The 26,340-nt window shown below is 51.1% G+C and carries 21 protein-coding genes; 19 read left to right on the top strand and 2 right to left on the bottom strand.

Going from position 1 to position 26,340, the window contains the following annotated elements; genetic code table 11:
* The first annotated feature begins 125 nt into the window (after window positions 1–125).
* From QW71_RS00435 to QW71_RS00505, 15 genes are all read left to right on the top strand, one after another.
* Window positions 126–3,248: a GNAT family N-acetyltransferase gene (locus QW71_RS00435; protein ID WP_039291661.1), complete on the top strand. Its 3,123-nt coding sequence runs from the start codon at window positions 126–128 to the stop codon at window positions 3,246–3,248.
* A 20-nt stretch (window positions 3,249–3,268) separates the two neighbouring features.
* Window positions 3,269–4,150 carry an amidohydrolase family protein gene (locus QW71_RS00440; protein ID WP_039291664.1) on the top strand — a complete coding sequence of 294 codons (882 nt, stop codon included), beginning with the start codon at window positions 3,269–3,271 and terminating at the stop codon, window positions 4,148–4,150.
* Window positions 4,151–4,153: 3 nt separating this feature from the next.
* Window positions 4,154–4,600, top strand: a complete 447-nt coding sequence (locus QW71_RS00445) for a cupin domain-containing protein (RefSeq protein WP_039291666.1) — start codon at window positions 4,154–4,156, stop codon at window positions 4,598–4,600.
* A 163-nt stretch (window positions 4,601–4,763) separates the two neighbouring features.
* The gene (locus QW71_RS00450) at window positions 4,764–5,522 is read left to right on the top strand and encodes an alpha/beta fold hydrolase (protein ID WP_083442342.1); all 759 of its coding nucleotides are present in this window, start codon (window positions 4,764–4,766) and stop codon (window positions 5,520–5,522) included.
* A gap of 18 nt (window positions 5,523–5,540) precedes the next feature.
* Entirely contained in the window at window positions 5,541–6,668 is a 1,128-nt protein-coding gene (locus QW71_RS00455) for an FAD-binding oxidoreductase (RefSeq protein WP_039291669.1), read from the top strand.
* Window positions 6,669–6,810: 142 nt separating this feature from the next.
* On the top strand, window positions 6,811–8,430 hold the full coding sequence (locus QW71_RS00460) for an ABC transporter substrate-binding protein (protein WP_039291672.1): 1,620 nt from the start codon (window positions 6,811–6,813) through the stop codon (window positions 8,428–8,430).
* Window positions 8,427–9,416: an ABC transporter permease gene (locus tag QW71_RS00465; protein WP_231575381.1), complete on the top strand. Its 990-nt coding sequence runs from the start codon at window positions 8,427–8,429 to the stop codon at window positions 9,414–9,416. Before QW71_RS00460 ends, QW71_RS00465 begins: the two co-directional genes overlap by 4 nt.
* Complete coding sequence (locus QW71_RS00470; RefSeq protein ID WP_081956529.1) at window positions 9,413–10,279, top strand: ABC transporter permease; 867 nt, start codon at window positions 9,413–9,415, stop codon at window positions 10,277–10,279. The genes QW71_RS00465 and QW71_RS00470 overlap by 4 nt, the downstream gene beginning before the upstream one ends.
* Complete coding sequence (locus QW71_RS00475; RefSeq protein ID WP_039291675.1) at window positions 10,279–11,040, top strand: ABC transporter ATP-binding protein; 762 nt, start codon at window positions 10,279–10,281, stop codon at window positions 11,038–11,040. Before QW71_RS00470 ends, QW71_RS00475 begins: the two co-directional genes overlap by 1 nt.
* The gene (locus tag QW71_RS00480) at window positions 11,040–11,789 is read left to right on the top strand and encodes an ABC transporter ATP-binding protein (RefSeq protein WP_039291678.1); all 750 of its coding nucleotides are present in this window, start codon (window positions 11,040–11,042) and stop codon (window positions 11,787–11,789) included. Before QW71_RS00475 ends, QW71_RS00480 begins: the two co-directional genes overlap by 1 nt.
* 23 nt (window positions 11,790–11,812) lie before the next feature.
* The gene (locus QW71_RS00485; RefSeq protein WP_039291681.1) at window positions 11,813–12,877 is read left to right on the top strand and encodes an alanine--glyoxylate aminotransferase family protein; all 1,065 of its coding nucleotides are present in this window, start codon (window positions 11,813–11,815) and stop codon (window positions 12,875–12,877) included.
* Window positions 12,874–14,034 carry an amidohydrolase family protein gene (locus QW71_RS00490; protein ID WP_039291683.1) on the top strand — a complete coding sequence of 387 codons (1,161 nt, stop codon included), beginning with the start codon at window positions 12,874–12,876 and terminating at the stop codon, window positions 14,032–14,034. Before QW71_RS00485 ends, QW71_RS00490 begins: the two co-directional genes overlap by 4 nt.
* Before the next feature lie 153 nt (window positions 14,035–14,187).
* Window positions 14,188–15,045, top strand: a complete 858-nt coding sequence (locus QW71_RS00495; RefSeq protein WP_039291686.1) for a Cof-type HAD-IIB family hydrolase — start codon at window positions 14,188–14,190, stop codon at window positions 15,043–15,045.
* Window positions 15,046–15,403: 358 nt separating this feature from the next.
* The gene (locus QW71_RS00500) at window positions 15,404–16,885 is read left to right on the top strand and encodes an Lsa family ABC-F type ribosomal protection protein (protein ID WP_039291688.1); all 1,482 of its coding nucleotides are present in this window, start codon (window positions 15,404–15,406) and stop codon (window positions 16,883–16,885) included.
* A gap of 171 nt (window positions 16,886–17,056) precedes the next feature.
* A complete protein-coding gene (locus QW71_RS00505) occupies window positions 17,057–19,870 on the top strand; it encodes a glycoside hydrolase family 2 TIM barrel-domain containing protein (RefSeq protein WP_235441351.1) in 2,814 nt (937 codons plus the stop codon).
* 91 nt (window positions 19,871–19,961) lie between these two features.
* Here the strand turns inward: QW71_RS00505 and QW71_RS00510 are convergent, their stop codons facing one another.
* Window positions 19,962–21,410 carry a DHA2 family efflux MFS transporter permease subunit gene (locus QW71_RS00510; protein ID WP_047013534.1) on the bottom strand — a complete coding sequence of 483 codons (1,449 nt, stop codon included), beginning with the start codon at window positions 21,408–21,410 and terminating at the stop codon, window positions 19,962–19,964.
* 302 nt (window positions 21,411–21,712) lie between these two features.
* On the opposite strand from QW71_RS00510, the gene QW71_RS36750 reads away from it, so the two are divergent.
* From QW71_RS36750 to QW71_RS00530, 4 genes are read left to right on the top strand one after another with little or no spacing between them, the layout of a single operon-like run.
* Window positions 21,713–22,258, top strand: a complete 546-nt coding sequence (locus tag QW71_RS36750) for a hypothetical protein (protein ID WP_052769802.1) — start codon at window positions 21,713–21,715, stop codon at window positions 22,256–22,258.
* A 49-nt stretch (window positions 22,259–22,307) separates the two neighbouring features.
* Window positions 22,308–23,543, top strand: a complete 1,236-nt coding sequence (locus QW71_RS00520; RefSeq protein WP_039291696.1) for a methyl-accepting chemotaxis protein — start codon at window positions 22,308–22,310, stop codon at window positions 23,541–23,543.
* Window positions 23,544–23,572: 29 nt separating this feature from the next.
* Window positions 23,573–24,244, top strand: coding sequence for a response regulator transcription factor (locus QW71_RS00525; RefSeq protein ID WP_039291699.1), 672 nt, complete (start codon window positions 23,573–23,575; stop codon window positions 24,242–24,244).
* Entirely contained in the window at window positions 24,241–25,305 is a 1,065-nt protein-coding gene (locus QW71_RS00530) for a HAMP domain-containing sensor histidine kinase (RefSeq protein WP_039291702.1), read from the top strand. The genes QW71_RS00525 and QW71_RS00530 overlap by 4 nt, the downstream gene beginning before the upstream one ends.
* Before the next feature lie 138 nt (window positions 25,306–25,443).
* Here QW71_RS00530 and QW71_RS00535 read toward each other — a convergent pair whose 3' ends face one another.
* Window positions 25,444–26,334, bottom strand: coding sequence for a LysR family transcriptional regulator (locus QW71_RS00535; RefSeq protein WP_039291704.1), 891 nt, complete (start codon window positions 26,332–26,334; stop codon window positions 25,444–25,446).
* Window positions 26,335–26,340: the final 6 nt, after the last annotated feature.

A 26,340-nucleotide genomic window follows, 5' to 3' on the forward strand; every position in this document is an offset into this window, starting at 1 on the left:
TATAATCAAAGAAGATATTACTATGGTTAAACCTTCTATTATATACTGTAAAAAACATCCACTTATTGCCGTGTGTGCATTGCATTAGGTGAGAAGCTATAGTGATCTGAGGAGGGAATACCGTAATGCCGGAAACACAAGAAATAGTTATTGAAGAATACGTGCCTGCCAAACATGCCGCGTCCATTGCCGAGATGTGGAATCGGAGCTTTGAGAGCTGGGGCGGGGACAATGCTTACCGGACAGAGGAAAGTGTACTCCGTGAACACGAGAACAGCACGCTGCTCAAGGTATTTCTGGCCGTTGCGGGCGGAGAGGTTATCGGATATTGCAGCTTTTCCCACTACAAAGAGGATACAGGCGCGCTTTATATTCCACTGCTCAATGTCAGACCGGATTTCCATGGACGTAAGGTTGGCAAGAGACTGGTGAGACAAGCTGTCGAGGAGACCATCCGGCTTGGCTGGCCCCGGCTCGATTTGTACACCTGGGCGGGGAACGTCAAGGCGGTTCCTACCTATAAGAAAAGCGGTTTTTTCTGGGAAAAACGCGACGACACCACCCACCTGATGAATTTTATCCCTTCAGTGCTGCAGACCGGAGCGGTGAAGTCTTATTTCGGGAAGATCGACTGGTATAACGACAGCATCCGCGAAATCAACGTTCAGCCTGACGGCCAGGGGGATAACGGATTTGACTATTTTACATATGAATGGCTGAAAGACGGCCTGCAGCTGAAAATGCAGTATGAGCGGAGCGGCCGCGGCCTGCGCCTGATTGAGACGGAGGATTACCGGATACAGGCAACGATTCCTGAACGGCATGAGCTGCCTTTCGGAGCCCGATACCCCATTGTCTATGAAGCTGTGAATAAAAGCGGAAAGCCTTTGGCTCTGGAGATTAAGGGCATAAGCAATCCGCAAATCAGCTTTGAGCTGAACAGGGCGCAGGAAATTGAATCCGAGGCACGGATCGAAGGCAGCTTCTTCATCCATCCGGCAGAAGAGGAACAGAGTATCTATCAGACCCATCCGGTTGTTGAGGCTGAACTGCTCATTAATGGCCTGCCCGCCGTATTCAAAATTGGGGTTGAACCCAAGTTCCCGGTCAAAGTACAGCTGCAGCTACCGGACAGAATAGCTTATATAGGCGAAGAGCTTGAGATTGATGTGATTGTCGAAAATGAATACAACGCAGATACGGTGTTCGCCTTCGACCTGCCTGATGATGCTATACTCGCTTTCGGGCAGTCTGCACTTAAATTCGAAGTTCAGGCAAAGGGCCGGAGAACGGTTGCTGTACAAGCGCGGCTGCAAGCCTACGGTATTTGGCATCACAATGTGAAGATCCTTAATGGGGGCAGCAGTCCGGAGGAGGCCGCTTCATTAATTCTCCAGCAGGAGATGAGCCTTGTCTTCCCTGGGGCAGATGCTGTCTTTGGCGGCAAAACGGAGAAGGAATGGATCATCAGCAGCGGAAGATATTCGGCAGTCCTGGAGAAATCCGGCAATACGCTGAAGCTATATGACGGCCGTAAGAATGTCGTTAGCCTGCCTTATCCGAAGTTCGGTCTGCCTTATACCAATGAGTTCAAGAAGGTATCGCCTGTTGAAGTGCAGTATGATACAGATGATGGAGCCATTGTGCTTGAAGCCGTCTATGAACTGACAGCAAGAAAGGGCATGCTGCTGACCATGGTGGTGAAACTGAACAGCAATGGGCTCATCTCCCGGCACTTCAGGATTCATAACCCGCTGGACACGGATCAGGAGGAAGAATTGGTCCTCAAGGACAGCTTCGAGTTCAGCCTTAGGGGAGGCGTTATTCCTTATAACGGCAAGTATCTGGATTTGAAATCAGGTGCAGAGGCTTCCAGCCCGGACTACTGGGATGTACAGAAGTTTACAGAGAACTGGATGTTCGCTTCCCATGGAGCAATCTCGCGGGGGATCAGCTGGCCGGCAGAATTAGAGCTTATCCAGGAGTCGTGGCTCCATGCAGTTGAGCATTCGCTGGGCCGGATTCCGGCTGGAGGCAAGCTGGAGACAGGTCCGCTGCGGATTGCGCTGGGCACCTGGAACACCTGGCAGGATTTCCGTTCGTTCGCACTGCAATGCAGCAACACACGCGATCTGAGTTCTGCACAACAACTGGAAGTGAAGCTTAATCAGGGTAACCCGTTCATCAGCGGTCCGCTTATACTCTCCATTCTGGAGCAGAAGAAAAGTTATTTGGATGGCGAGATCACTGTTTCTTCTCGTGCAGGCAGCATTGAGGAGACATCGATTACGGTACAAGGTGAACACAAGCTCTCGGAAATCAGCCTTCCGCTGACCCGTTCATCAGGTTCTGAGCCCGATCTCCTTACGCTGCAGCTGGATATGGATATTTATGAGAGCTCAAGAGCTTTCCTTGTCTTTCCTGTGTCGGATCAGGTTATCCGCCGTCAGACTCTGGAGATTGAGCAGTCCCAGGTGCTTGCCGTAGACAACGGAATTTTGCGGATACAGGCCAGCAGCAATTTTGCTCCGGGATTATTCTCGCTGGAGTATCAAGGCCAGGAGTGGCTGGATTCCTCTTTTCCACAGCCCATAGCTAAATCCTGGTGGAATCCCTGGGTGGGTGGAATTTTAACTTCGATCAATGACATGTCATTACGCAGCTTCATGGAGGAGCCGCGGACCGCTGAGTTCGCTGAGCTCACAGACGATAAGGGTAACCTCTGGTCGGGCATACGCATGAGCGTTACCATTCAGCAGAATGATAAATACAGAGGGCTTAGCCTGCATCAGTATTTCATGATGCTTCCGGGTGTACCTGTGCTTGCCTCTACCGTACACATTGAACAGAACACAGGCATGCCGTTATATCCGCTCGAGCTTGAAACCTCGTCCCATTACCGTGCGGCCGCCGATCTTAAGGACAGCAGAGGGTATCTAAAGAACAGCAGTGGTGAAGAGCTTGTGTATAAGGCAGGAAGAGTCCAGCTGGGAGTTAGAAGTACTAACGGAATCCTTCAAGTGGGCTCCACAGAACGTAAACAGCGCCTGACTCTAGTTACTGCACCGGATCTTACTTCTACAGTCTTGATGGCCAACACTCATGCGGCACTGTCTTATGCCATAGACCCGCTGTATCTTCAAGACGGGGAAAAGCGGTTCAGCAAGCCACAATTCTATCTTATCTCGGATCTGAAGATTCCAGAGCAGGCCTACGCCGATTTGCTGGCAATCCGGTTCAACAAATGAGCTGAAGAAAGGAAGCACCCATGAAAATCATTGACGCACATGTGCATTATTCGAATATTGATACCTTTCACGAGACAGCCCGGACTTTAGCGCATATCGATTATACCGGCAAAGGACTCCTGGAGGAGTTCCGCCGCTCCGGTGTTGTCGCCGGAGTCGGTATGGGCGTAACGGAGACGGCCGCCGGTGCTTTTCCGGATTCCGAAGCGCTTAATCCCATGCTGCTTGATCTTAGCGGGACACTTCCTGACAATTTGTTTACCTGTGTCGGAATTAATCCGCTGACCCTCCATCTGGACGGGCAGCTGGTGGCGCTGGAACAATCGCTGCAACAGAAGGATGTCGTTGGAATCAAGCTCTATGCCGGCTATTACCACTTCAATGTGGGGGATGAGATCTACGATCCGGTCTACAAGCTGGCCTCTGCTTACGGACTGCCGGTCGTTATTCATGGAGGGCTAACTTACTCTGACCGGGGACTGTTGAAATATTCGCATCCTCTGTCTATGGAAGAGACGTTCCTGAAGCACCGGGATATTACCTTTATGCTCTGCCATCTGGGCGATCCCTTGGTTATGGACACAGCGGCGCTTTTGGAGAAGAATCCGAATCTCTATACCGACCTGTCCGGCTGGATCGTCGGAGACCAGGCCAAGGTGGACCGTCTGCTGACCGAGCAGACCTACACCGATCATTTCCGCCGGGCGATTGTATTCGCCGAGAAATATGACCGGCTCGTCTTCGGTACCGACTGGCCGCTGGTTCCGCTGGATGCCTACATTACATTCGTGAAGCATCTGATCCCGGAAGCACACTGGGAGGATGTCTTCTATAATAATGCGCTCCGCGTGTTCCCTAAGCTGGAGGAGCGGATTAGAGAACTAGATTTGGCGGAGGAGTAAACGATGCACAGAATCTCTGACGAAGATGCTTATAAGTATGGCATTGAAACCAGACATGATCTTATGGATAGCGGTGAGCGCAGATTCAGATTAATCTGCTCAGCGGACGGAAGCTCCTATTGCCGGACGGTAGCCTCTGAGAAAGGTGCCTGGCAGAGCAGTCATTATCATAAGTCCGTATCTGAGATCTACGTCGTGCAGTCCGGCTGGATGGTGTATGCGGAACTGAAAGACGAAGATTTCAAGCTTCGCGTATTACGGGAAGGAGAGACTGTCTCGTTTGCGCCTTTCGTGCATCATAATATTTATTTGTCCTCTGAGGCAGTCATCCATACGATTAAATACGGCAAATCAGAGGACAATGACTGGCACGCCTCCCCGGAGCTGGATAGTCTGACACAACACCTCTCTTCGGAAGCACTTTTATCCATGTCAGACTTAGAACAGTGATCCTCCTTTAACCGGGGAATTACTGTTCTTTTTGTTTTTTGCGTGAAATGGGTTGGGGCCAGGGTTTACTCCCGCCTGATGCTTGATGAGGCAACCTGTGCTAAGCTGTTAAGGGTCAGACTTGCCGAAATATAATTATTCCTGCAGATGGAGGGTTAGTATCATGCCTCATGTTAAAGTTAAAGATCTGGAATTGTTTTATGAAAAAATGGGTACCGGAGAGCCAGTTATATTTCTGCACAGCAGTTATTCGCGCGGGTTATTGGCCTTTTCTAGTCAAATTCTGGATTTCCAAAATAAGTACACCTGTTATTTCCCTGATTTCCGGGGCCATGGCAGAACCAGGTGTGAAAGTCTCGAATGGTCTACGCCTCAGCTGGCGGATGATATCGCAGCCTTCATGGATTGCATGAGTATTGAAAAAGCGCATCTGATCGGCTACAGCATGGGTGCAAATGTCGGACTGTACCTCGCAGTAAATGATCCGGCAAGAGTTGCTACGCTAACTACAATTGGAACCGGAGGATTCTGTGATCCGGCTGGTGCTGAAGACTTTGAGCCGGAGCGTCTGCTGGAGCTTGGGCAACAGGGCATCATCCGTCAGATGAAAGAGAGGCATGAAGAAGCGCATCAAGGGAATTGGCAGGAATTCATGCGGCAATCTGCTAATGACTGGCGTAGATACCCGGACCTGAGCGAAGCACAGTTAAGCAGTATCGGCTGTCCGGTTCTAATCATTGCAGGAGAGCACGATACATACGCTGCAGCGGATAAGATCATTCAGCTAGTCTCGCTGATCAAAGGATCACAATGCCTGATCGTCCCCGGTGCCGGCCACCGGCCGCATATGGGAAGAGAACAGCCGGTGCTGGTGAACGATACGATCCTTGAATTTCTTGCGAAGAATTCTAACCTCAAGTGAAAGGGCTGTACATATCTTATGAAGAAAGTCATCGTAATTGGAGCAGGGATTCTCGGGGCGTCTACAGCCTACCAGCTGACAAAAATGGGGGCAGAGGTGCTGATTGTCGACCGTAAAGATCAAGGACAAGCCACGGATGCTGCCGCAGGCATCATCTGTCCCTGGCTGTCCCAGCGGCGCAATCAGACCTGGTACCGGCTGGCAAAGGCTGGTGCACGATATTATCCTCAGCTGATCGCGGAATTAGAGCATGGAGGCGAAACCCATACGGGCTATGCCCGGGTAGGTGCGCTTAGTATTCATACGGATGCGGGCAAGCTGGACAAAATAGAAGAGCGGGCGCGTCTGCGGCTGGCGGATGCACCGGAAATCGGAGAAATTACGCGGCTTACGGCTGAAGAAACCCGTGAACGGTTCCCGCTGCTTGCTGAAGGTTATGCCTCTGTTCATATCAGCGGGGCTGCCCGGGTAGATGGACGCGCCCTGCGGGATGCGTTACTTCACGCTGCGCAGCAGCAGGGTGCCACCAGAATTACCGGAGATGCGGTGCTTCAATATGAGCCAGGCCGGGTGACCGGGGTTATTGTAGGTGCGGAGTGTTACCCGGCGGATGAAGTTATTGTGTGCGCAGGCGCCTGGGCGAACCCGCTGCTCCAGCCGCTTGGCATTGACTTCAAAGTCAGCTACCAAAAAGGGCAAATCATGCACTTGCAGGTTTCCGGTCATCAGGATACGGAAGCATGGCCGGTAGTCATCCCGCCGAGTGATCAATATCTGCTCGCTTTTGACCAGCAGCATATTGTAATCGGGGCAACTCATGAGAATGATGTAAAAGGATATAATACCAGAGTGACCGCAGGCGGCATGCAGGAGATTCTGAATAAGGGGCTGGAAGTGGCACCTGAACTGGCAAACAGCACTTTTGGTGAAGTGAGGGTAGGGTTCCGCCCGTTTACACCAGGCTTCCTCCCGGTCTTAGGTGCTGTCCCTGAATGGAAGGGGCTTCTCGCAGCCAATGGACTGGGAGCTTCAGGACTCACAATGGGCCCGTTTATCGGCAGCCAGCTGGCGAAGCTGGCACTAGGCAGAGAGACCGATATGGATATTAGCGCTTATGACCTCCAGGCAGCGACGGAGAGCAGATGATTACGAATTCATTTCCTGCAATGGAAGGATTAGATTCAATTCTGCCGCTCAATTGAACTTTTGTTTGACAGAAGAAGATGTGTAATCCATAATACAATCCATACTAAACATATATGATTTATATAGGAAGGGTGGATCACACGTGACCAAGTTAAATGCAAAATTTAGAAAAACGATTGGAATGGGGACACTGACAGTAATGTTTGTAATGCTGCTGGCAGGCTGCTCCGGTTCCAACAACAATGCGGACACCAGTAATGGCGCTCAGGAAAGTGCGAGTCCAGCCGCAACGGAAAGCACAAGCACAGCAGAACCTGCTGCAGGAGGTGCTTTTACCTATGGCCGGCCGGCTTCAGTAACCTCGTTTGATCTGCATAACCAGATCACGTCGAATAATGCGTTTGCGATTGATAAAGTGTTTGAATCACTGGTCGCTTTTGACAGCAAGGGTGAAATTAAGGACTTTCTTGCCCAGTCTCACACGATCAGCGAAGATGGCTTAACGTATACCTTCGTGTTGCGTGACGGTCTGAAATTCTCGAACGGAACGCCAGTCACAGCTGAGGATGCCGTGTTCTCCCTGAACCGTCATTTGACGGTTGAAGGTCCGCTGGCCATCTCCGCGACGGTCGAATCCTTCAAGGCACAGGATGACAAGACACTGGTAATTAAGCTAAAAGAACCCTACACACCGTTCATCTCTGAGCTGTCGAACTTCTCCAACGGTATCATCCCGAATAACTTCGGCGGCGTCAGCGAAGAAGAGTTCTTCAAGAAACCGGTAGGCACGGGCCCTTTCGTAGTTGAAACCTGGGACCCTGCTGGTGATGTTACCTTCACCAAGAACACAAACTACTGGCAGGAAGGCAAGCCTTATATCGATAAGCTTGTCTATAAACTCATTGAAGACGACAGCCAGGCGATCAACCAGCTGAAGGCAGGAGAAGTGGATGCAGTAGAAGCGCTGTCCCTTCAGAATGCAGGTGAGATTAAGGACGGCACAGACACTACTGTCGTAACAAACGGCAGCTGGGTGACGGAGCAATTGTTCTTCAACACGCTGGATGAGCATTTCTCCGATGTGCATGTGCGCCGTGCACTGGCGCTGGCGCTGGACCGTGACGGTCTGACTAAAGCATTAACCTTCGGATATGCACAGACCGCCAATTCTTTGCTGCCGACAACGATTCCATACAACGCCAATGATACCCTTAAGTCATTGAACTTCGATGCCGCCGCAGCCAAGGAAGAGCTTGCCAAATCTGCATTCCCTAACGGATTCTCAACCAAGCTGCTTATCGCTTCCGGCAACAGCACAAGAGCCCAGGAAGCACAGATTATTCAGGCAGCAGGCCAGGCCATCGGAATCAAGATTGAGATCGAATCCGTTGAACTGGCTACCTTCCGTGAACGCTTCTTCGCCTATGATTTCGCGGCGATGCTGAACAGTGGTCAAGCCGACTCTCCGGAAGCGAACTCGATCCTGGCGTTCCAGACCGACCCGGAAGGCTTCAGCAAATCGTACTGGACGCATTACACGAACGATAATGTAACCAAGCTGCTGTATGAGGGTCAAAAAACAGCAGACGGCGATGCCCGCGCAGCCATCTACACCGAGCTGCTGCAGACGCTTGCAGATGAAGTGCCTTACATTCCTCTCTACTACCCGGATATCCTGATTGGTGCCCGTTCTTCGGTGGATGGACTGGTAGTTCTGCCTAACGGCAGTATCCGTCTGGAAGATGTGCGCGTAAGCAAATGATGAATTCCAGGCAAACCTTAACCGGTGCGCAAGGAAACAATGGTTCTTACAAGTGGCTGGGGATAGCACTTGTAAGAGCCTTAATTGTTATCTTCTGCGTAATGACGGCAGTCTTTTTCCTCATACGTATTGTACCCGGCGATCCTGCCAAAATGATTCTCGGAGAATACAGTACGCCCGAAGCGCTAAAGAATATGCATCACACCCTGGGGCTGGATCTCCCGCTATGGGAACAATTCATCCGGTTTATGAAGACCTTGTTCACGCAAGGGGATACCGGCAACTCCATTATTATGGGCACCTCGGCACGAGAGCTGATTATGCAGCGGGCTCCTGTAACTTTGCTGCTTATCCTGATTGCCTGTGTGCTTGCAATTATTACTGCACTTCTGCTTGCTACTGCTGCAGCCACACATAAGGATAAACTGCTGGATCACCTGATCCGCATCTTTCCTGCGATCACTCTCGGTATGCCAATCTTCTGGGTTGGCATCCTTTTGATTCTGCTCTTTAGTGTCCGGCTGGGCTGGTTCCCTGTCGGAGGAGTAGGTGAAGGCTTCACAGGGACGCTGCGAAGCCTGGCGCTGCCGGCGATAACGGTTGCTTTTTCACAGATTCCTACACTGGTCCGCTCGCTCAGGGCGCAAATGCTGGAGGTACTCGAATCCGACTTTGTCGTCACGCTGAGAGCAGCGGGTATACCCTCCAGAGTTATTCTGTTTAAGCATGTCCTGCGCAACTCTGCGCTGCCGACACTGATGCTGCTGGGAGTTAACATCTCTTATCTCATCGGGGGTACGCTAGTCGTCGAGCAGGTATTCGGCATCAAAGGGATCGGCAGCCTGCTGTTCACTTCAATTTCGAATCGGGATTTCCCTGTCATCCAAGGAATAGCCCTTTATTGCGCGCTATCTGTAGTGATCATCAGTCTGCTGATTGAAATCATCTCCTGGTGGCTGGATCCCAGAACGAAGGGGAAACAATGACAACTACAACGCCAGATATACAATTGCCAGAGGGCAAGAAGCAAGTAAACGGGCTGAGACGGATATGGAATACCCCATCCCTGCTGATCGGAATCATTATGTTTGCAGTGCTCATTCTGCTGGCTCTGTTCATCCCTTACTTAAGTCCGTATCATCCGACGGAGCAGAACTTGAGCGCCTTCCTGCAGCCGCCGTCTTCCACCCACTGGCTGGGTACCGATCAGCTGGGGCGTGATTTGTTTACCAGACTGATCTATGCAGCGCGGACGGATCTGACTATCATGGTTCTGGCCGAGATCATTCCGTTCTGTACCGGTGTCTTACTGGGAATGCTGTCAGGGTATTACGGCAAGTGGACCGATAGAATTATTGCACTGATTACAGATACATTTATCGCTTTCCCGTTCTATCTGATCGTAATTATTGTGGCCTTCGCCAGCGGTGCCGGGGAGCGGGGGATTTATATCACCTTCATTCTCGTGGGCTGGATTGTATTCGCCCGTGTGGTCAGAGGTCTTAGCGCATCCTTCCGGGAACAGGAATGGGTGGCTTCTGCCCAGACCCTGGGACTGCCCGGCAGCCGCATTATTCTGCGCCATCTCCTGCCTAATGTATTGCCGCAAGCCGTTGTTGTGCTGATGACGGATATGGTCGGACTGCTTGTAGCCATTGTTACGCTGGGTTATCTGGGTATCGGTATCGCACCGCCTACACCGGACTGGGGGACAATGATCTCAGACGGACAACCCTTCATTACCACCGCCTGGTGGCTGTCAGCAGTTCCGGGATTCGCCGTGGTATATACGGGGATAGCGTTGTCTCTGTTAGGGGATGGCCTGGCCGATATTTGGAGGAAAAAATAATGTCAACTGAGCCTGTGCTTGAAGTAGAATCACTGACACTTGCAGCCAAGTCGAAAGAAATTCTCGTCAATAATATCAGCTTCTCGCTTGCACGCGGGGAGAGTCTCGGGCTGGTAGGGGAATCGGGCTCCGGCAAGTCGCTTACACTGCGGGCAATCCTTGGTCTCCTTCCTCGTGGTGTGGAGCAGACCGGAGGGGCCGTACGGAGTAAGGTAAGCAGTGCCATGGTATTCCAGGACCCGAGAGGGGCGCTGGACCCGCTCTGTCCGGTTGTGAAGCAGCTGGCAGAAGTCGTGTATTACAGACAACAGGTCAGCCGGAGAGCTGCACGGACGATTGCTTTGGAACTGCTTGAAAGACTGGGTCTTCCGGATTCTTTGAGAAAAAAGGACCGCTATCCCAGCCAGCTGTCAGGCGGCCAGTGTCAGCGTGTTGTTATCGCATTGGCTCTTGCCTGTAAGCCCGGCATTCTGCTCTGCGATGAGCCGACAACCGCCCTGGACGTCACCGTTCAGCGGCAGATCATCGACACGATCACCAGTCTGCAGAGTGAACTCGGTTTCGCAATGGTCTTCGTCACCCATAATCTGGCGATTGCCGCTAACCTCTGCTCCAGATTGTATGTCATGAAGCAGGGGCAGATTGTCGAGCATGGTGAGACGCTTAGTCTATTGCAGCATCCGGCTGATCCCTATACACAGATGCTGATCGATTCGGTGCTTTCGTTGCCGGAGCTTGAGCTTGAAGGGAGCGGACTATAATGGATTTAGCTTTGCAGGTGCGGGATTTAACGGTCCGTTACGGCGGATTTACCGCGCTCGACCATATTCAGCTGGATTTGGAGCAGCATACGACGCTGGGACTTGTCGGAGAGTCCGGTTCAGGAAAGTCTACGCTGGCGCGGGTCATTGCCGGGCTGATCGCTCCGGATGAGGGGCAGATTCTGCTGGATTCCCAGGAATTGCGCAAGAAGAGAAGCAGGGAGCAGCATAAAAAGATCCAGATGATCTTTCAGAATCCGGATGCCTCGCTGAATCCCAAGCATACTATCCGGCAGATTCTGTCTGAAGCCCTGCTGTTTCACCGGATTGTCCACCGTTCCCAAGTGGAGACAAGAAGCAAAGAGCTCCTTAGCCGGGTGCAGCTGGAAGCCAGGTCGCTGGACAAATATCCGCATGAATTCTCCGGCGGCCAGCGCCAGCGGATTGCCATTGCACGCGCTCTAAGTGTGGAGCCGAGTCTGCTGATCGCCGATGAGCCGACAAGTGCACTCGATGTATCCGTGCAGCGTAGCGTGTTGGAGCTGTTCCACACGCTCAAGGCTGAGCTTAATCTTACCGTGTTATTCATTTCTCACGATCTCGGGGTTATTCATGCGGTCAGCGATACCGTTGCCGTCATGCGGCAGGGGAAGCTGGTAGAGATCAATACCAAGGATCAATTCTTCATCCGTCCGGAGCATGAATATAGCCGCGAGCTGTTATCTGCGGTTCCGAAGATGCCACAATGAAATAATTACATCAGGAGGTCTATATGAACCGAGAACCACAAGGATTTGTCCCGCTGTCCCTGTCTGAGTTCAATACATTAACAGGACAGCTCTCTGATCTCTTATCCACCCAGTATCCTCCAGTGATCATTCCGGGGGAAGCCATATTGGGCATTGAAGCGGTAGCTGCAGGAATTGCTGCACCCGGCCGGACCATTCTAAATGTAGTGACTGGCCCTTACGGCAGTTTGTTTGGACAATGGCTGGAGCGCGGCGGAGCGACGGTGATCGAAGTGAAAGTTTCCTTCGATGAAGTCATTACTGTGGAGGAGGTGGCGTCTGCGGTTGAACGGTTCCATCCGGTTGCTATTTCTTTCGTACAGGCAGAAGTGGTTACAGGCGGCTCTAACCCTGCGAAGGAAATCTTCGGGCTTGCACGCCAGCATAATCTCATTACGGTAACAGATTCCGTATCAGCAGTAGGCGGAGAGGCTCTGTTAGTCGATGAGTGGTCCGTGGACTTTGCCGTGATGGGTGCGCAAAAAGCACTCGCCGGACCTAACGGCGTCAGCGCAGTCAGTATTTCACCACGCGGCTGGGCCTTCCTGGAGTCGAATGAAAGAGCGCCCCGCAATTCCATTCTATCCTTGCTCGATCTGAAGCCGGCACCGGACGGCACGCCGCCGCTTCGCGTCCCGCCGAATATTCCAACACTGGAGGCCAGAGCTCTGATCGCAGCCTTGACTACTGTTGCCGATGAGGGACTGGTTCAAGTGATTAAGCGCCATGAACTTGCAGCAGCTTCTGCCATAGCGGGGATCAAAGCTCTGGGACTTGAACCCTGGCAGAAGAACAGCCGGCAATATTCCACATTGACGACCACTGTTCGGGTGAACGGGGAGCAGAAGCTGCTGATCAAGCAGCCTATCGGCATCGTGGCTCCCGGAGACGGCGAATTATCCGGCCAGTTGCTGCGGATTAACCATTTCGGGGCAAATGCCAACCGGGAAGGTGTTGAAGGCGCAGTGCGGACGCTTGCCGGATTACTGAAGCAGGATGCAGAGCAGGCAGTACAAGCTGTCCGTCAGGTTTGGGGTGAAGCCCTATGATTCTCAAGCATCCGCAATTCCAGGCGTACAGCGGTATCCATATCGCAGGTATCGAAGGCAAACCGTTTGATATTGAAATTCAGAATGGCCGGTTCACTTCTGTTAAGGAAGCAGAACCACGCCATGTACAGGCGGAACAACCTCAGCAGAAGCTATGGATCAGTCCGGGTATCATTGATCTGCATACGCACCTGGCCTGGACCGATTTCGATCATGCCGACCAGCTGAACCGGGACAGCCGGGAGGTTGAAGTGATGCAGGCAGAAGCCTTCGCAGCCACCTTACGGACTGGTGTAACTACTGCGCGTGATGCCGGCGGTATTCTGCCAAGCACCATCCGTCATCTCGTGAAGTATTATCAGCAGCCGCTCCGGGTGCAGACCAGCAGTGAAATGCTGGGCGCAGCGGATGCCAAGGGAGTTAAGCATCTGGAGGGCCGACTGGCAGAGATCTACGCTACCGGAGCAGGCTGGATCAAAATCATGGCAACAGGCGGTCTAGGCGCGCCTACCGAGAAGGTAACGGAGCCGAACTTCTCTGAGGAAGAGTTCGCCTTCATCGTCCGTCATGCACACGCGAATCAGAAGAAGGTTCTGGTACATACCTGGGGCGGCGTGACGATTGACTGGTCCATCCAGGCCGGAGTGGAGTCCATTGAGCATGGGATGTTCCTGACCTGGGATCAGGCGGGCCGACTGGCCGAATCCGGCGTAGCCTTCGTGCCGACAACCTCGATCTACCGGATCGCAGCCGACCCCAAAGGTGTACTGACGCTGAATCCGGTCATCTGTGAACGGGCCGCCCGTGCAGCCGATGCTCATGCCACGGCCATTGGATATGCCAAGCGGGCGGGAATACGTCTTGGATTCGGTACGGATTATGCAACTCCTTCCCTGCATGGCTACAACTTGCAGGAATTCGATACGCTGTTCGATTACGGCCTGAACCGGGCAGAAGCATGGAAGTCCGCTACGCAAGACGCCGCAGAGATCCTTGGAAGCGGTCATGAGCTGGGGCGGATTGCCGAGGGCTATATTGCCGATGCGGTAATCTTTGCTGCCGATCCCTATCAGGCACAGAATGCAGATCAGCTGCGGAAGAGCATCATCTCGGTGGTTACCGGGGCGCAGGAATCGGATCTGATCCAGACAAATTGATCGTACTCTGCATGCTAAGGATTGTCCCGTTTAACCATTCTATGGTTATGGGTCAGTCCTTTTTCACTTTCATCGCTGAAAATAATCCTTGACCTGGAACGCATTACATAAATTATAGTTCAGAGGAACATTACACAAGGGGGCTGGGGATTCATGAGTCAGAACAGCAGAAAAATAGTCTTCATCGACATTGACGGAACACTTCTCACAGAGAATGGAATCATACCGGAATCGGCGCAGCAGGCGTGCAGACAGGCGAGGGAGAACGGGCATTTGCTCTACCTGTGTACCGGCCGCTCGAAGGCTGAGATCTATGACTCCATCTGGAATATTGGCTTCGACGGCTTGATTGGAGCAGCAGGCGGGTATGTAGAGAACGGCAATGAAATGCTTTATCACAAAAAAGTGACTCCGGAAGACGCCAAACATCTGGTCGATTATTTTCACGCCAATGAGGTTGATTTCATTCTGGAATCCAACACTGCCCTATACGGAAGCCGGAATTTACAGCCGCATCTGGAACGCAGAATTTATGGTGATCTGCTGAATGATCCTGCAGCGCAGGAGAGAAAACGGCTGTCCCCGCATCCTTATATCGCTACACTGACCTATGGGAACGAAGAATTATATTTGGATGATGTCAACAAAATCTGCTTTCTGGAGAGCAGTCTGCCCTTTCATCAGATCCAGGAGGCATTAGAAGGAAGGTTCACAGCACTCCAGAGTTCTATCCCCCTGTTTGGAGAGAACAGCGGGGAGCTGATGATTCCGGGTGTCCACAAGGCATCGGCCATTGCCGATGTACTGAAGCACCTGAACATTCCACGTGAAGACAGTATAGCGCTTGGCGATGGGCTTAATGATCTGGAGATGCTGGAATATGTCCAGGTAGGTGTTGCTATGGGCAATGCCAGAGAGAAGCTCAAAGAGATTGCCGATGACATCACGGACCACATTGAGGAAGACGGACTGTATAACTGCTTCCTGAAATACGGCCTGATCTCAGCTTAAATAGACACTGTATGCATACGGACCGGGTTGATATCCAATAAAGCACATGGTAAAATGCACTTAATTAAACGATTGGAGTTGAATAGTATAGTGTAGGATTCTCTTGCGGTATTAAACAATAAAACAGCTTTATAGAACGGAACTTAAGAATAGCCACGGGTTCATTCATAAGTTCATCTTATAAAGGCGTTATTTCGTGCGCGCGTTTTATTCTTTATATGCAAGAAGGGTCTGCATCTTTTCACTCAATCAATATATCCTTATTCAAGTCCGTCCGGGCTGAATTTGCTGTATTTATTTGAGCTGTAAGAAGATAACCTTCTTGCAGCTTTTATTATTTTGTACAGGAGGATATTGTATGTCATTAATCAATGTGAGCAATCTGACGTTTGCCTATGAGGGCACTTACGATAATATTTTTGAGCATGTGAATTTTCAGCTGGATACCGATTGGAAACTGGGCTTCACCGGGCGCAACGGCCGGGGCAAAACCACCTTCCTGAACCTGCTGCTCGGCAAATATGAATACAGCGGGACGATATCCGCACAAGTAAGCTTTGAATACTTCCCGTTTCCGGTTGCGGACCCCACAAGTCAGACCCTGGATGTAATCAGTGAAACTGACCCGGAATATATACACTGGAAATTAATGCGGGAGCTGAACCTGCTGAAGGTAGCGGAGGATGTGCTGTACCGGCCTTTCAATTCATTGTCGAACGGGGAACAGACTAAGGTGCTGCTGGCTGCTCTTTTTATCAAGGAAAACAGCTTCCTGCTCATCGATGAACCCACCAACCATCTGGACATGAAGGCTCGTAAGCTGGTCAGTGACTATCTCAGCACGAAGAGCGGTTATATACTGGTCTCCCATGACAGAGCCTTCTTAGACAACTGTGTAGACCATATCCTGTCCATCAACAAGACCAATATTGAGATCCAGAAGGGGAACTTCAGCAGCTGGTGGGAGAATAAGACGAGGCAGGATAACTTCGAGCTGGCGGAAGACGAGAAGCTGCGGCGGGACATTAAGCGGTTATCGGCTTCTTCCAAACGAACGGGCGGATGGGCCCATGAGGTCGAGAAGTCCAAGAACGGCACCCGTAACTCCGGCTCCAAATTAGATAAGGGCTATGTCGGCCACAAGGCTGCAAAAATGATGAAACGCTCGAAATCGATCCAGCAGAGGCAGGAATCTGCGATCACCGAGAAATCCAAGCTGCTGCGGAACATCGAAAGCTCGGACAGTCTGGAAATATCACAGCTTCCGTATCATAAGCAACAGCTGGTCCAGCTGGATGAAGTTTCGATCATTTACGGGGAGAAAAGTGTTTGTTCAGAAGTGAGTTTTACGATTGAGCAAGGGGACCGGATTGCACTCACCGGCAGCAACGGTTCCGGTAAATCGAGTATTCTCAAATTGATCTGCGGGGAGGAGATTCATCATACTGGTGTCATACGGAAGGACAGCCAGCTTGCCATCTCTTATGTATCCCAGGACACCTCGCATCTGCAGGGCAGTCTGAGTGAATATGCCAGAGAGCACGGAATTGATGAGAGCCTGTTCAAATCGATTCTGCGGAAACTTGATTTCTCGCGGACTCAATTCGAGAAGGAGCTGTCCACCTACAGCGGCGGCCAAAAAAAGAAAGTACTGATTGCCCGGAGCCTCAGTGAGAAGGTGCATCTGCATATCTGGGATGAGCCGCTTAACTTCATTGACGTGATCTCCCGGATGCAGATTGAAGAGCTGCTGATGGAACATACGCCGACAATCCTGTTTGTGGAGCACGACCGGGAATTCTGCGCGAATATTGCTACAAAGATCGAAGCTTTGGATTAAGATGACAAGCCTCTGCGAGCTGCAGGGGCTTTTTTTCTGCGTGTAAATGGAGTGTGAAGCATTCCGGAAGGTAGGACTGTAATATTTGGCGTAATATGCTAAGCTTATTCAGGAAGAATAGCAGGCAGCCTGCACCATACAACAGAAGCTCAGAGATTACCATGATTAGGAGTGAGGATTTTGCAGACAAAGATCAGCCTCGAAGGCGAATGGAAGTTGCAGTTAGATGATAGTAAGCAGGGACTCGTATTACCTTACACAGATGTAATCACGCTGCCGGGAACAACCTCCCATGCACGCAAAGGACCGAAGAATGAGGAGTTTCTCGTAAGCGCTCTAACGGATGAATATCTGTTCGAAGGGTCCGTCTGGTACTCCAGGGAGATTAACATTCCAGAGGAGCTGGCCGGCAAGAGCAGTTATCTATATTTGGAACGTACACGGCTTACAACGCTGTGGCTGGACGGGCAGGAGATTGGCAGCCGTGACAGTCTGAACACTGCCCATGTATATGAGCTGCCGCAGCTGCAGCCGGGTACGCATACGATCACGGTCCGGGTAGACAACACGGGTTACCCGACCAAAGGCGGACATCTGACTTCGCCGGATACCCAGACGAACTGGAATGGAATTACCGGCCGTATGGAGCTGCAATTCTACGGAGAGTCACAGCTTAGCGGCATCCGCTTGGATTCAGAACTGGCTGCACGTTCCGTCCGCATCGCAGCAACTCTGGAGAGTAAGAGCGAAACTACACTTGTAGTATCTGCCAAGAGCTTCAATAGTGAGGATTCACACACGGTAGAAGAGCAGGAGTACATAGTATCACCAGGTAAGTTCTCAGTAGACTATGCACTCGGTCAAAAGGCGCTGCTCTGGAGTGAATCCGCTCCCAATCTGTATAACATCCTCCTTGTTCTGAAAGACAGCGAAGGCAATGTCATTGACAGGCAGGAGGTTATCTTCGGACTGAAGGAATTCCGGGCAGAAGGCGACAAGTTCACGATTAACGGGGAGCAGACTTTTCTCCGCGGCAAACATGACGGTCTGATCTTCCCTCTGACCGGCTATGCTCCTACAGATGTTGAAGAATGGGTCAGAATTCTTGGCATCGCCAAGTCTTACGGGATCAATCATTACCGCTTCCATACCTGCTGTCCGCCGGAGGCTGCTTTTACCGCTTCAGATATGCTTGGGATCTACATGCAGCCGGAGCTTCCGTTCTGGGGTACGATTACGGTAGAAACGGACGAAGGGCATAATCAGGCAGAGCAGGATTACCTGATCAGCGAAGGCTATGCCATTCTAAGGGAGTTTGGCAATCATCCATCCTTTGTGATGATGTCTCTCGGCAACGAGCTGTGGGGCAGCAAAGAGAAGATTGATTCCTTCCTGAAGGACTACAAAGCGTTCGATGACCGGCCTTTATACACCCAAGGCTCCAATAACCATCAATGGGTACCGGAGGTTCTGGAGCATGACGACTTCTTCAGCGGGGTGCGTTTTACCCGGGACCGCCTGTTCAGAGGCTCCTATGCGATGTGTGATGCTCCGTTGGGACATGTCCAGACCGCTGTGCCCGGCACGATGAAGGATTATGACGACCAGATCGTTCCTCCGGACTTCCTGAATGGAGGAGGACAGGCTGCTGCTGCCGGAGGCGAGATCCAGATCCAGTATGGCACCGAAGCCAAAACGGTGCAGGCTGGCGGAGAATCCGGCGAATGGATTCCGCAGGTTCCGGTTGTCTCGCATGAGATCGGACAATACGCTACGTTCCCTAATTTCGAAGAAATCACGAAATACACAGGTTCGCTCAAAGCTGAGAACTTTGTAATTTTCCGTGAACGGCTGGAGAGCAAGGGACTGGGTCATCTGGCATCGAAATACTTTGAAGCCTCCGGCCAGCTTGCGGTAGCCTGTTATAAGGAAGAGCTTGAGGCTGCCTTCCGCTCGCGGCGGTTGGCCGGCTTCCAACTGCTGGACCTGCAGGATTTCAGCGGTCAGGGAACTGCGCTGGTTGGCGTGCTTGATGCCTTCATGGATTCCAAGGGACTGATCAGTGCCGAGGAATGGCGTACGTTCTGCAATGATGCGGTGCTGATGGCACGATTCCCTAAGTATAATTATACCTCGGGTGAATTGTTCGCTGCCCATGTGGAGCTTAGCTGCTTCCGCAGCGGTATGCCGGATTCCGCTCAGCTGCTATGGCAGCTTGCAGCAGACGGTAATGTAATTGCCGAAGGATCAAACCTAGCGGCCATTCCGGCCGGAAGCCATTATATCGACATCTGCGATCTGGCGGTTACTCTTCCTGTCGTAGACCGGATGAGTAAGATCGCATTATCTCTTTCCATCCAGGGGACGGATATCCGCAAGAGCTACGACCTGTGGGTATACCCTGAGCAGAGCAACAACCCGCTTGAGGACATTCATGTATTCACGGAGCTGTCCGAAGAGGCGCTTGCACTGCTTGAGAAGGGCGGAAATGTGCTGCTGATGCCAGAGCCGGAATCCCTGAAGAATGCAATTGAAGGGTATTACTGCACCGATTTCTGGTGTTATCCGATGTTCCGCTCCATCTCGGAGAGTATGAACCGTCCTGTGCCTATCGGTACAATGGGTCTGCTGATTGATAACAGCCACCCGGTACTTCGTGAGTTCCCGGGTGAGGAGCATTCGACCTATCCATGGTGGAACATTGTGGAGAATTCGAAATCGCTGATCATGGATGATGTTGACCGCAGCTGGAATCCCGTTGTGCAGACCATTGATAATTTCGAACGTAATCATAAGCTTAGCTTCCTTACGGAATGCCGTGTAGGCAACGGTAATCTGCTGGTATGTGCACTGGATGCAGGCAAGGTGAGCGAGACCCCTGAAGGCAGACAGTTCTTGACCAGCGTGGCTAATTATATGAAATCTGCTGAATTCAAACCGCAATATGAGGCAACTGTTGCCGAGCTTCAGGCGCTGATTCAATAGCAGTAACGAACTAATAACACAAAGGAGCGATTCTCCATTCCTGGAGAGTCGCTCCTTTGTGTCTTTTTCAAGAATGTAAGACTTCATCTACTCAGACTTCAGTCGTACCTGCCGTGGTCAGCTTCATTTCGGGTTTAGATTCAGTCTGCTCCCGGGAAGTCTGCTTTACTTGCTTAATGAACAGGGAGAGCAGTAATCCCGCGATGCTGATGCCGATGATGACGAGATAGGCATCATTGATGCCCTGGATGGAAGCCTCCATTAACATATGCTCCCGGGTCATATTACCTGCGCCGCTCCCGGCAGCCATGCTCTTCATAGCAGAGGTTGTGCTGTTAGTCATTACCGTTACCAGCAGGGAAGTCCCTACGGCTCCGGCAACCTGCTTAACCGTATTGGAGATCGCCGTGCCGTGGGCATTAAGCTTGGCGGGTAACTGATTCAGACCTGCAGTCTGGATCGGCATTAGGATCATGGCCAGTCCGATCCGCCGTCCGGTAGACATGATGGCCATATACAAATAACCCGTTGAATCGGTTAGATTAGTGAAGCTGAAGGTAGTGGCGATCATGATCAGCAGACCGATGACGGCCAGCCATTTGGCCCCGAAGCGGTCGAACAGCTTGCCGGTGACCGGCATCAGGAAGCCCATAATTAACGATCCGGGAAGCAGCATTAATCCGGATTCCATGGCCGTGAAGCCGCGGGCATTCTGCAGGTAGAGTGGAAGTAATATCATATCCGCATACATCACAATGGTAACAGCAACATTTATAACAGTCGTTAAGGAGAACATCGGGTACTTGAACGCACGCAGATCGAGCAGCGGATTGGCGGAAGCTAATTGCTTCCAGGTGAACAGGGCCAGGGAGGCGATACCTGCGCCAAGGGAGAGGAGTACTTCCATACTGGACCATCCGGCGGTACCCGCCCGGCTGAATCCATACAGCAAAGCACCGAATCCGACGGTCGACAAGACAACACTGAGAATATCAATCTTCGGATAGGAGCGATTGGACACGTTTTTCAAGTAAATGAAACCGCCGATGATGATAAGTACTGTGAATGGAAGGATACCGTAGAACATAGCTTTCCAGCTGTATTGTTCCAGGATATAACCGGCCAGTGTAGGTCCAAGTGCAGGGGCGAAGATCACAGCTAATCCAACCATGCCCATCGCCGCACCTCTTTTCTCAGGCGGGTATAGCGTTAGAATCACGTTCATAAGCAGCGGCATTATAATTCCGGCACCCACGGCTTGAATCAGCCGTCCAGCCAGCAGTATGGGGAAATTCCCCGCCAGCGCTGATAAGACTGTGCCTGCCAGGAAAATAAGCATGGAGCTCTGGAACAGCTCGCGTGTAGTGAACCGCTGCATTAAGTAGGCTGTGATTGGAATCAGCACCCCGTTAACCAGCATATATCCCGTTGTCAGCCACTGGGCGACCGATGCTGCGATTCCGAAATCAACCATTAACTCCGGCACTGCAACACTCATGATCGTCTGGTTCAGTGTGGCAAGAAAAGCACCTAAAATCATTATGAACACAATAGGTCCCCGTCTTATTGAACTGATGCTTCCCGCTTTCTCTTTACTCACTCTACTCCACCCTCTCTAATGTATAATTCACCGGCCGGTCCATGGCGCCCCGGGCAACAACATGAGTGTGCCAATGAAATGTTGAGAAGTTGTTATACAGATGTTAAAGAGATGTTAAATCAGCAACACGCGCAGACTGTAGCGGAGTTTAACATTTATTTAACAACACTGCGTGATAATGAGGATCATAAAGCGATGAGCAAGTGCTCATCATTGTAATGATCTTAGAAGGAGTGGGGAGAATGGAAGAACGGATGGATATCGGATTCGTGGCTTTTGAGTATATCACTGTGCATGCGGATCCGGAGTTTGCCCAACTGTATGAGGATTGTTACAAGAATCTGGGCTGGATGAAGGCAGAAGAGAATACGCAACGTCAGGTCCCCGGAGCAGCTTACATCAAACCCGGATCTATAGCACTGAAATTTAAGCGGGACCGGAAAATCAGAAAAGTGGACGGTATAGAGAGGCTGCAGCAGGAATGTGATCATGCACTCGCTTCTATTAAACGGCTGGAGAAATCCAAAACCTCCCGCGCTATCATGAATGCGTTGATTACCGGACTTATTGGCACCTGTTTTGTCGGCGGAGCTGTGTTCAGTTATCTGGACAGCAGAATTCTGCTGTGTATCTTTCTGGGACTCATCGGCTTTGCCGGCTGGGGGGCAGCCTATCCGCTATACAACAATGTATACAACAAGGTGACCGCGCAGGCAGGCCCGCTGATTGAGGAGCAATATGAGAGACTATATCAAGCCTGCGAGCAGGCGAGCCGCCTGCTGACTTAAAGCAAGTACAATTAAAGCGGGACACATAAGCTGCTTGGGGGAGCGGGAAATGAATGATAGCTTTTTGAAGACCAATACTATTAAAGTGAATAAGATTATTGCCTGTATTCTGTGGATCACGTTTGCCGCCTTCTGCTTCTTCCTGGGTACCAGTGAAGTTAGAAGTGAGGTCGTGGTGTCGCTGCTTCTGGAGCTGGCCGCCGTCACATGGTTCATTAGCCGGAAGAAACTTGTGCTTCAGACCACTGTTATACTGACAATAGCGATTCTGACCTGTACCATCCCTTACATTGAATCACCGGGTGCAGGAATGCTGATCATGGTTGTGCTCTGTGTGATTGCCCTCTATGTGAATAGAGTGTTGCTGTACGGTTTTGGCGGCTTGTACAACATTTCGTATATTGTAATTTATTATTCGGAGCATCATGTGTTTGATACTACTTTCCTGATGACTATAGGTTTCATAGAACTGACTATTGTGGCATTGTACTTTGTCTGTAAAAGAAGTGCTGATCTGATTGAGTTATCCGCCCGCAAGGAAGCCGAAGCCAAAGAACTGTTAAATGCCGTGGATACTATGGTGAAAGTTGTTCATGAGAATACGACAGCACTTAATACGGATATTGCCCACTGCAGCCGGGATGCGGGAGTGTTACAGAAGATCAGCAGTGTTCTTACAACAAATATCCATGAAGTAGCGGAAGGTATTGTAGATCAATCAGAGAGTCTCACCCATATCAGTACCATGATGAATGAAGCGGGCGGGCAAATGTCGGGTATCCATAGATTGTCGCAAGGTCTGGCAGATACCTCCGGAGAAGCCGGAGCGGGGTTTGCGGTAGTGGCGAATGAAGTCCAGAAGCTGGCCCGGCAATGTATGGATACAGTTCAGCAAATCAATGCTATTATTCATAATATCAAGCGGAAAACACAGCTTGTCGTCGACAAGGCAACTCACGGCAGTCTTGCCGTTATAGAGGGAGAAGCTATCAGCAGTCAAGTGCTGGAGAGCATTGACAGTATACAGAGCACCTTCCGGCAAATTGACGAATACATAATAACCGAACGGAATCTGACCGATCAGGTAAGTTCAATCTTCAATCAGGTGCGTGAGCAAGTGGAGAATATCTCCGGTATCGCCCAGAAGCATGCAGCGGCAACAGAAGAGATGCTGGCTACTACTGAGGAGCAGGAGCATAGCATAGGACTGATCTCAGAATTCATTGGCAGCATTAACAATTCAAGTGTCCGGCTGCAGGCACTGATTGAACACCGTAACGAGTGAATTTGCACTTATAAAAGGAGGGGATCTGCATGATCCGTATTCTAGTGGTTGAAGATGATCTGAAGCTCAATCAAATCGTGTGCTCCTTTTTGGAAGAGAACGGTTATGAACCCGTCAGCTGCAGCACGGCCATGGAGGCTTTTGACAAGCTGGTTGACCATATGATAGATCTGATCATTTCGGATATCATGATGCCGCAGATGGACGGCTTTGAATTTGCATCGTTAATCCGCGACCAGGACAAGACCATTCCAATATTATTCATGACCGCCCGGGATGATATTTCTGCCAAGCAAAAGGGCTTCCGTATCGGCATCGATGATTATATGGTTAAGCCGATCGATATGGATGAGCTGGTGCTGAGGGTCGGAGCGTTGCTGCGCCGGGCGAGTATTGCCAGCGACAAAAGGCTGGCTATCGGGAGTCTGCTGATGAATGCGGATGAACGGACGGCATACGTGGATGAAGAGGAGGTTGCTTTGACGGTCAAGGAATTCAATATCCTGTTTAAACTGCTGTCTTATCCCAAAAAAACCTTCACGCGCAATCAGCTGATGGATGAATTCTGGGGACTGGACAGCGAGAGCAGCCCGCGCACAGTGGATGTATATATCACCAAACTACGGGATAAATTCTCCCATTGTCCGGACTTTGAGATTGTCACGGTGCATGGACTCGGCTATAAGGCGAAGCCGTTATGAGCGGGGGCGGGAACAAGAACAAACGGATCAACACCAGCTTCGTCCTCTGGAAGGACTGGATACTGCTGTCTATCGCCCTGATGATCGTTAACGGCTGTTTTGTGATGATCTACTTCTCGCTTAGAAAAGACGGGATTACTTCCGCACTCCTCATAGCGCCTTCCATGATCGGCTATTTCCTGTTCATCAGCCTGGTCCTCAGTGTAGTCACCGGCATTCTCCGCCACTATTCCTTCAGCCGGCCTATGCGGCGTCTTAGCGATGCTGCCAGGAAGATCGCCCAGGGTGATTTCTCGGTCAGGCTGGCTCCACTGCGCAAGGATGGCAAGAAGGACTATGTAGAAGTCATGTTCGAAGACTTTAACACCATGGCGGAGGAGCTCTCCAGCATTGAGACACTCAAGGATGATTTCATCGCCAATGTATCCCACGAGCTCAAGACGCCGCTGGCCGTTATTCAGAGCTATGCGCGGGCTATACAGCAAGACAAGCTGTCAGATGAGCAGCGGAATAAATATGCAGATACAATCATGAACGCCTCACAGAATCTGTCTGAGCTTATCACGAATATTCTGAAGCTTAACAAGCTGGAGAATCAGGAGATCCTTCCCTTATCGGCGCCCTATGATCTCAGTGAACAGTTGCGGCGCTGTGCTCTGGCCTATGAGAATCTGTGGGAGAGCAAGGACATCACCTTTCAAGCTGATCTGGAGGCGATTGTCGTAAGCTATGACGAGAGTATTCTTGAGGTAATCTGGAACAACCTGTTGTCCAATGCCATCAAATTCACCGCTCCAGGCGGGAAGATCTCGCTTAAGCTGACAACCATAGCCGGTTACGCAGTGGTACGGGTGACGGACAGCGGCTGCGGCATGGACGAGGAGACGCTCAAGCATATTTTTGATAAATTCTATCAGGGCGATACCTCACATTCGCAGCAAGGCAACGGCCTTGGGCTGGCACTGGTGATGAAGGCGCTGCAAATGCTCGGCGGCAAGATTAGTGTAGACAGCAAACCGGGAACCGGAACCACCTTCAGCGTCCGTTTGAACGTCAGATAGGGCAGAGCTCTGCGCAGGGTTCTAAATAAATGTCTGGCACAGCTGATCCAGTATGCTTTCCTGGGAGTTGCCGCGTACATTACGCTGGAACAGATACGAATCACTGCTCAGGGCAATCTTCAGCAATCCCTTATTCCACTATCCCCGTACAGGCTCCAGTGAAGTCTGCTGAATATAGTCCAGAAACCGTCTGGAGGCAGGAGACAGGTAACGGTCATGACGCCATTTCAAGCCGACCTCCCATTCCCAGCCCTCTTCCTCAATCGGAATCCAGACCAGGCCGTCCAGCATCAAGCCCAGCGTCTGCGGCAGTACAGAGACTCCAAGCCCGGCTTTGATGAAGCCGGCTACCGTAATCAGGTCCTCTGCTTCATAGGTCGAGGCCAGCTCGAAATGGGTGTTTTTGAATAGCGAGCTAATCGTAGCTTTGAGTCCGCAGTTCGTTTTCAAGCCGACAAAGGGTTCACCGGACAGCTCAAACAAACTCAGACTGGAGCGTGAAGCAAACCGGTGCTGAGTGGAGACCACAATAAAGATCGGCATTCGCCGGATAATCATCCATTCGTCATCGTTCATTGTGGTTTCTCTGGAAGTGATCAGCATATCCGAAGTGCCAGTCTCCAGAGCTTCATCGATATCCCCATGATTTCCCTGATACAAATCAAACCGGACCTTGGGGTTGTCCGCCTGATAATCCCTGATCAGTGAAGGCACCAGATCAACACCGAGAATATTCAGATATGAAATGTGTACCACGCCTGTCTCCGCATTCGAACATTCATCAATTTCACGAATACCGTTACCGATGTTCTTCATGGCTTCTTCCACCCATTTGCTGAACGTTACCCCATACCGGTTCAACTGAACGCCCCGACCATTCCGCTCAAATAAAGGAACGCCCAGCTCATTCTCCAGTTTGGAGATGGCATGACTCAGCGCGGGCTGGGTAATTCTAAGCGCCTTGGATGCTGAAGTCATATGCTCAAGCCGGGCCACAGTCAGGAAATACTCCAATTGCGTAAGCTCCATTTCAGG

This window comes from Paenibacillus sp. IHB B 3415 (genome assembly GCF_000802655.2).
Taxonomy (GTDB): Bacteria; Bacillota; Bacilli; order Paenibacillales; family Paenibacillaceae; genus Paenibacillus_AQ; species Paenibacillus_AQ phytohabitans.

Bases quoted from the DNA above. Each gene is read 5' to 3' on its own strand.
- QW71_RS00450 (WP_083442342.1), top strand. From the start codon at position 4,764: ATGCCTCATGTTAAAGTTAAAGATCTGGAATTGTTTTATGAAAAAATG.
- QW71_RS00435 (WP_039291661.1), top strand. From the start codon at position 126: ATGCCGGAAACACAAGAAATAGTTATTGAAGAATACGTGCCTGCCAAA.
- QW71_RS00530 (WP_039291702.1), top strand. From the start codon at position 24,241: ATGAGCGGGGGCGGGAACAAGAACAAACGGATCAACACCAGCTTCGTC.
- QW71_RS00495 (WP_039291686.1), top strand. From the start codon at position 14,188: ATGAGTCAGAACAGCAGAAAAATAGTCTTCATCGACATTGACGGAACA.
- QW71_RS00500 (WP_039291688.1), top strand. From the start codon at position 15,404: ATGTCATTAATCAATGTGAGCAATCTGACGTTTGCCTATGAGGGCACT.
- QW71_RS00525 (WP_039291699.1), top strand. From the start codon at position 23,573: ATGATCCGTATTCTAGTGGTTGAAGATGATCTGAAGCTCAATCAAATC.
- QW71_RS00475 (WP_039291675.1), top strand. From the start codon at position 10,279: ATGTCAACTGAGCCTGTGCTTGAAGTAGAATCACTGACACTTGCAGCC.
- QW71_RS00490 (WP_039291683.1), top strand. From the start codon at position 12,874: ATGATTCTCAAGCATCCGCAATTCCAGGCGTACAGCGGTATCCATATC.
- QW71_RS00445 (WP_039291666.1), top strand. From the start codon at position 4,154: ATGCACAGAATCTCTGACGAAGATGCTTATAAGTATGGCATTGAAACC.
- QW71_RS00480 (WP_039291678.1), top strand. From the start codon at position 11,040: ATGGATTTAGCTTTGCAGGTGCGGGATTTAACGGTCCGTTACGGCGGA.
- QW71_RS00520 (WP_039291696.1), top strand. From the start codon at position 22,308: ATGAATGATAGCTTTTTGAAGACCAATACTATTAAAGTGAATAAGATT.
- QW71_RS00440 (WP_039291664.1), top strand. From the start codon at position 3,269: ATGAAAATCATTGACGCACATGTGCATTATTCGAATATTGATACCTTT.
- QW71_RS00510 (WP_047013534.1), bottom strand. From the start codon at position 21,410: ATGATTTTAGGTGCTTTTCTTGCCACACTGAACCAGACGATCATGAGT.
- QW71_RS00485 (WP_039291681.1), top strand. From the start codon at position 11,813: ATGAACCGAGAACCACAAGGATTTGTCCCGCTGTCCCTGTCTGAGTTC.
- QW71_RS00465 (WP_231575381.1), top strand. From the start codon at position 8,427: ATGATGAATTCCAGGCAAACCTTAACCGGTGCGCAAGGAAACAATGGT.
- QW71_RS00470 (WP_081956529.1), top strand. From the start codon at position 9,413: ATGACAACTACAACGCCAGATATACAATTGCCAGAGGGCAAGAAGCAA.
- QW71_RS36750 (WP_052769802.1), top strand. From the start codon at position 21,713: ATGGAAGAACGGATGGATATCGGATTCGTGGCTTTTGAGTATATCACT.
- QW71_RS00535 (WP_039291704.1), bottom strand. From the start codon at position 26,334: ATGGAGCTTACGCAATTGGAGTATTTCCTGACTGTGGCCCGGCTTGAG.
- QW71_RS00455 (WP_039291669.1), top strand. From the start codon at position 5,541: ATGAAGAAAGTCATCGTAATTGGAGCAGGGATTCTCGGGGCGTCTACA.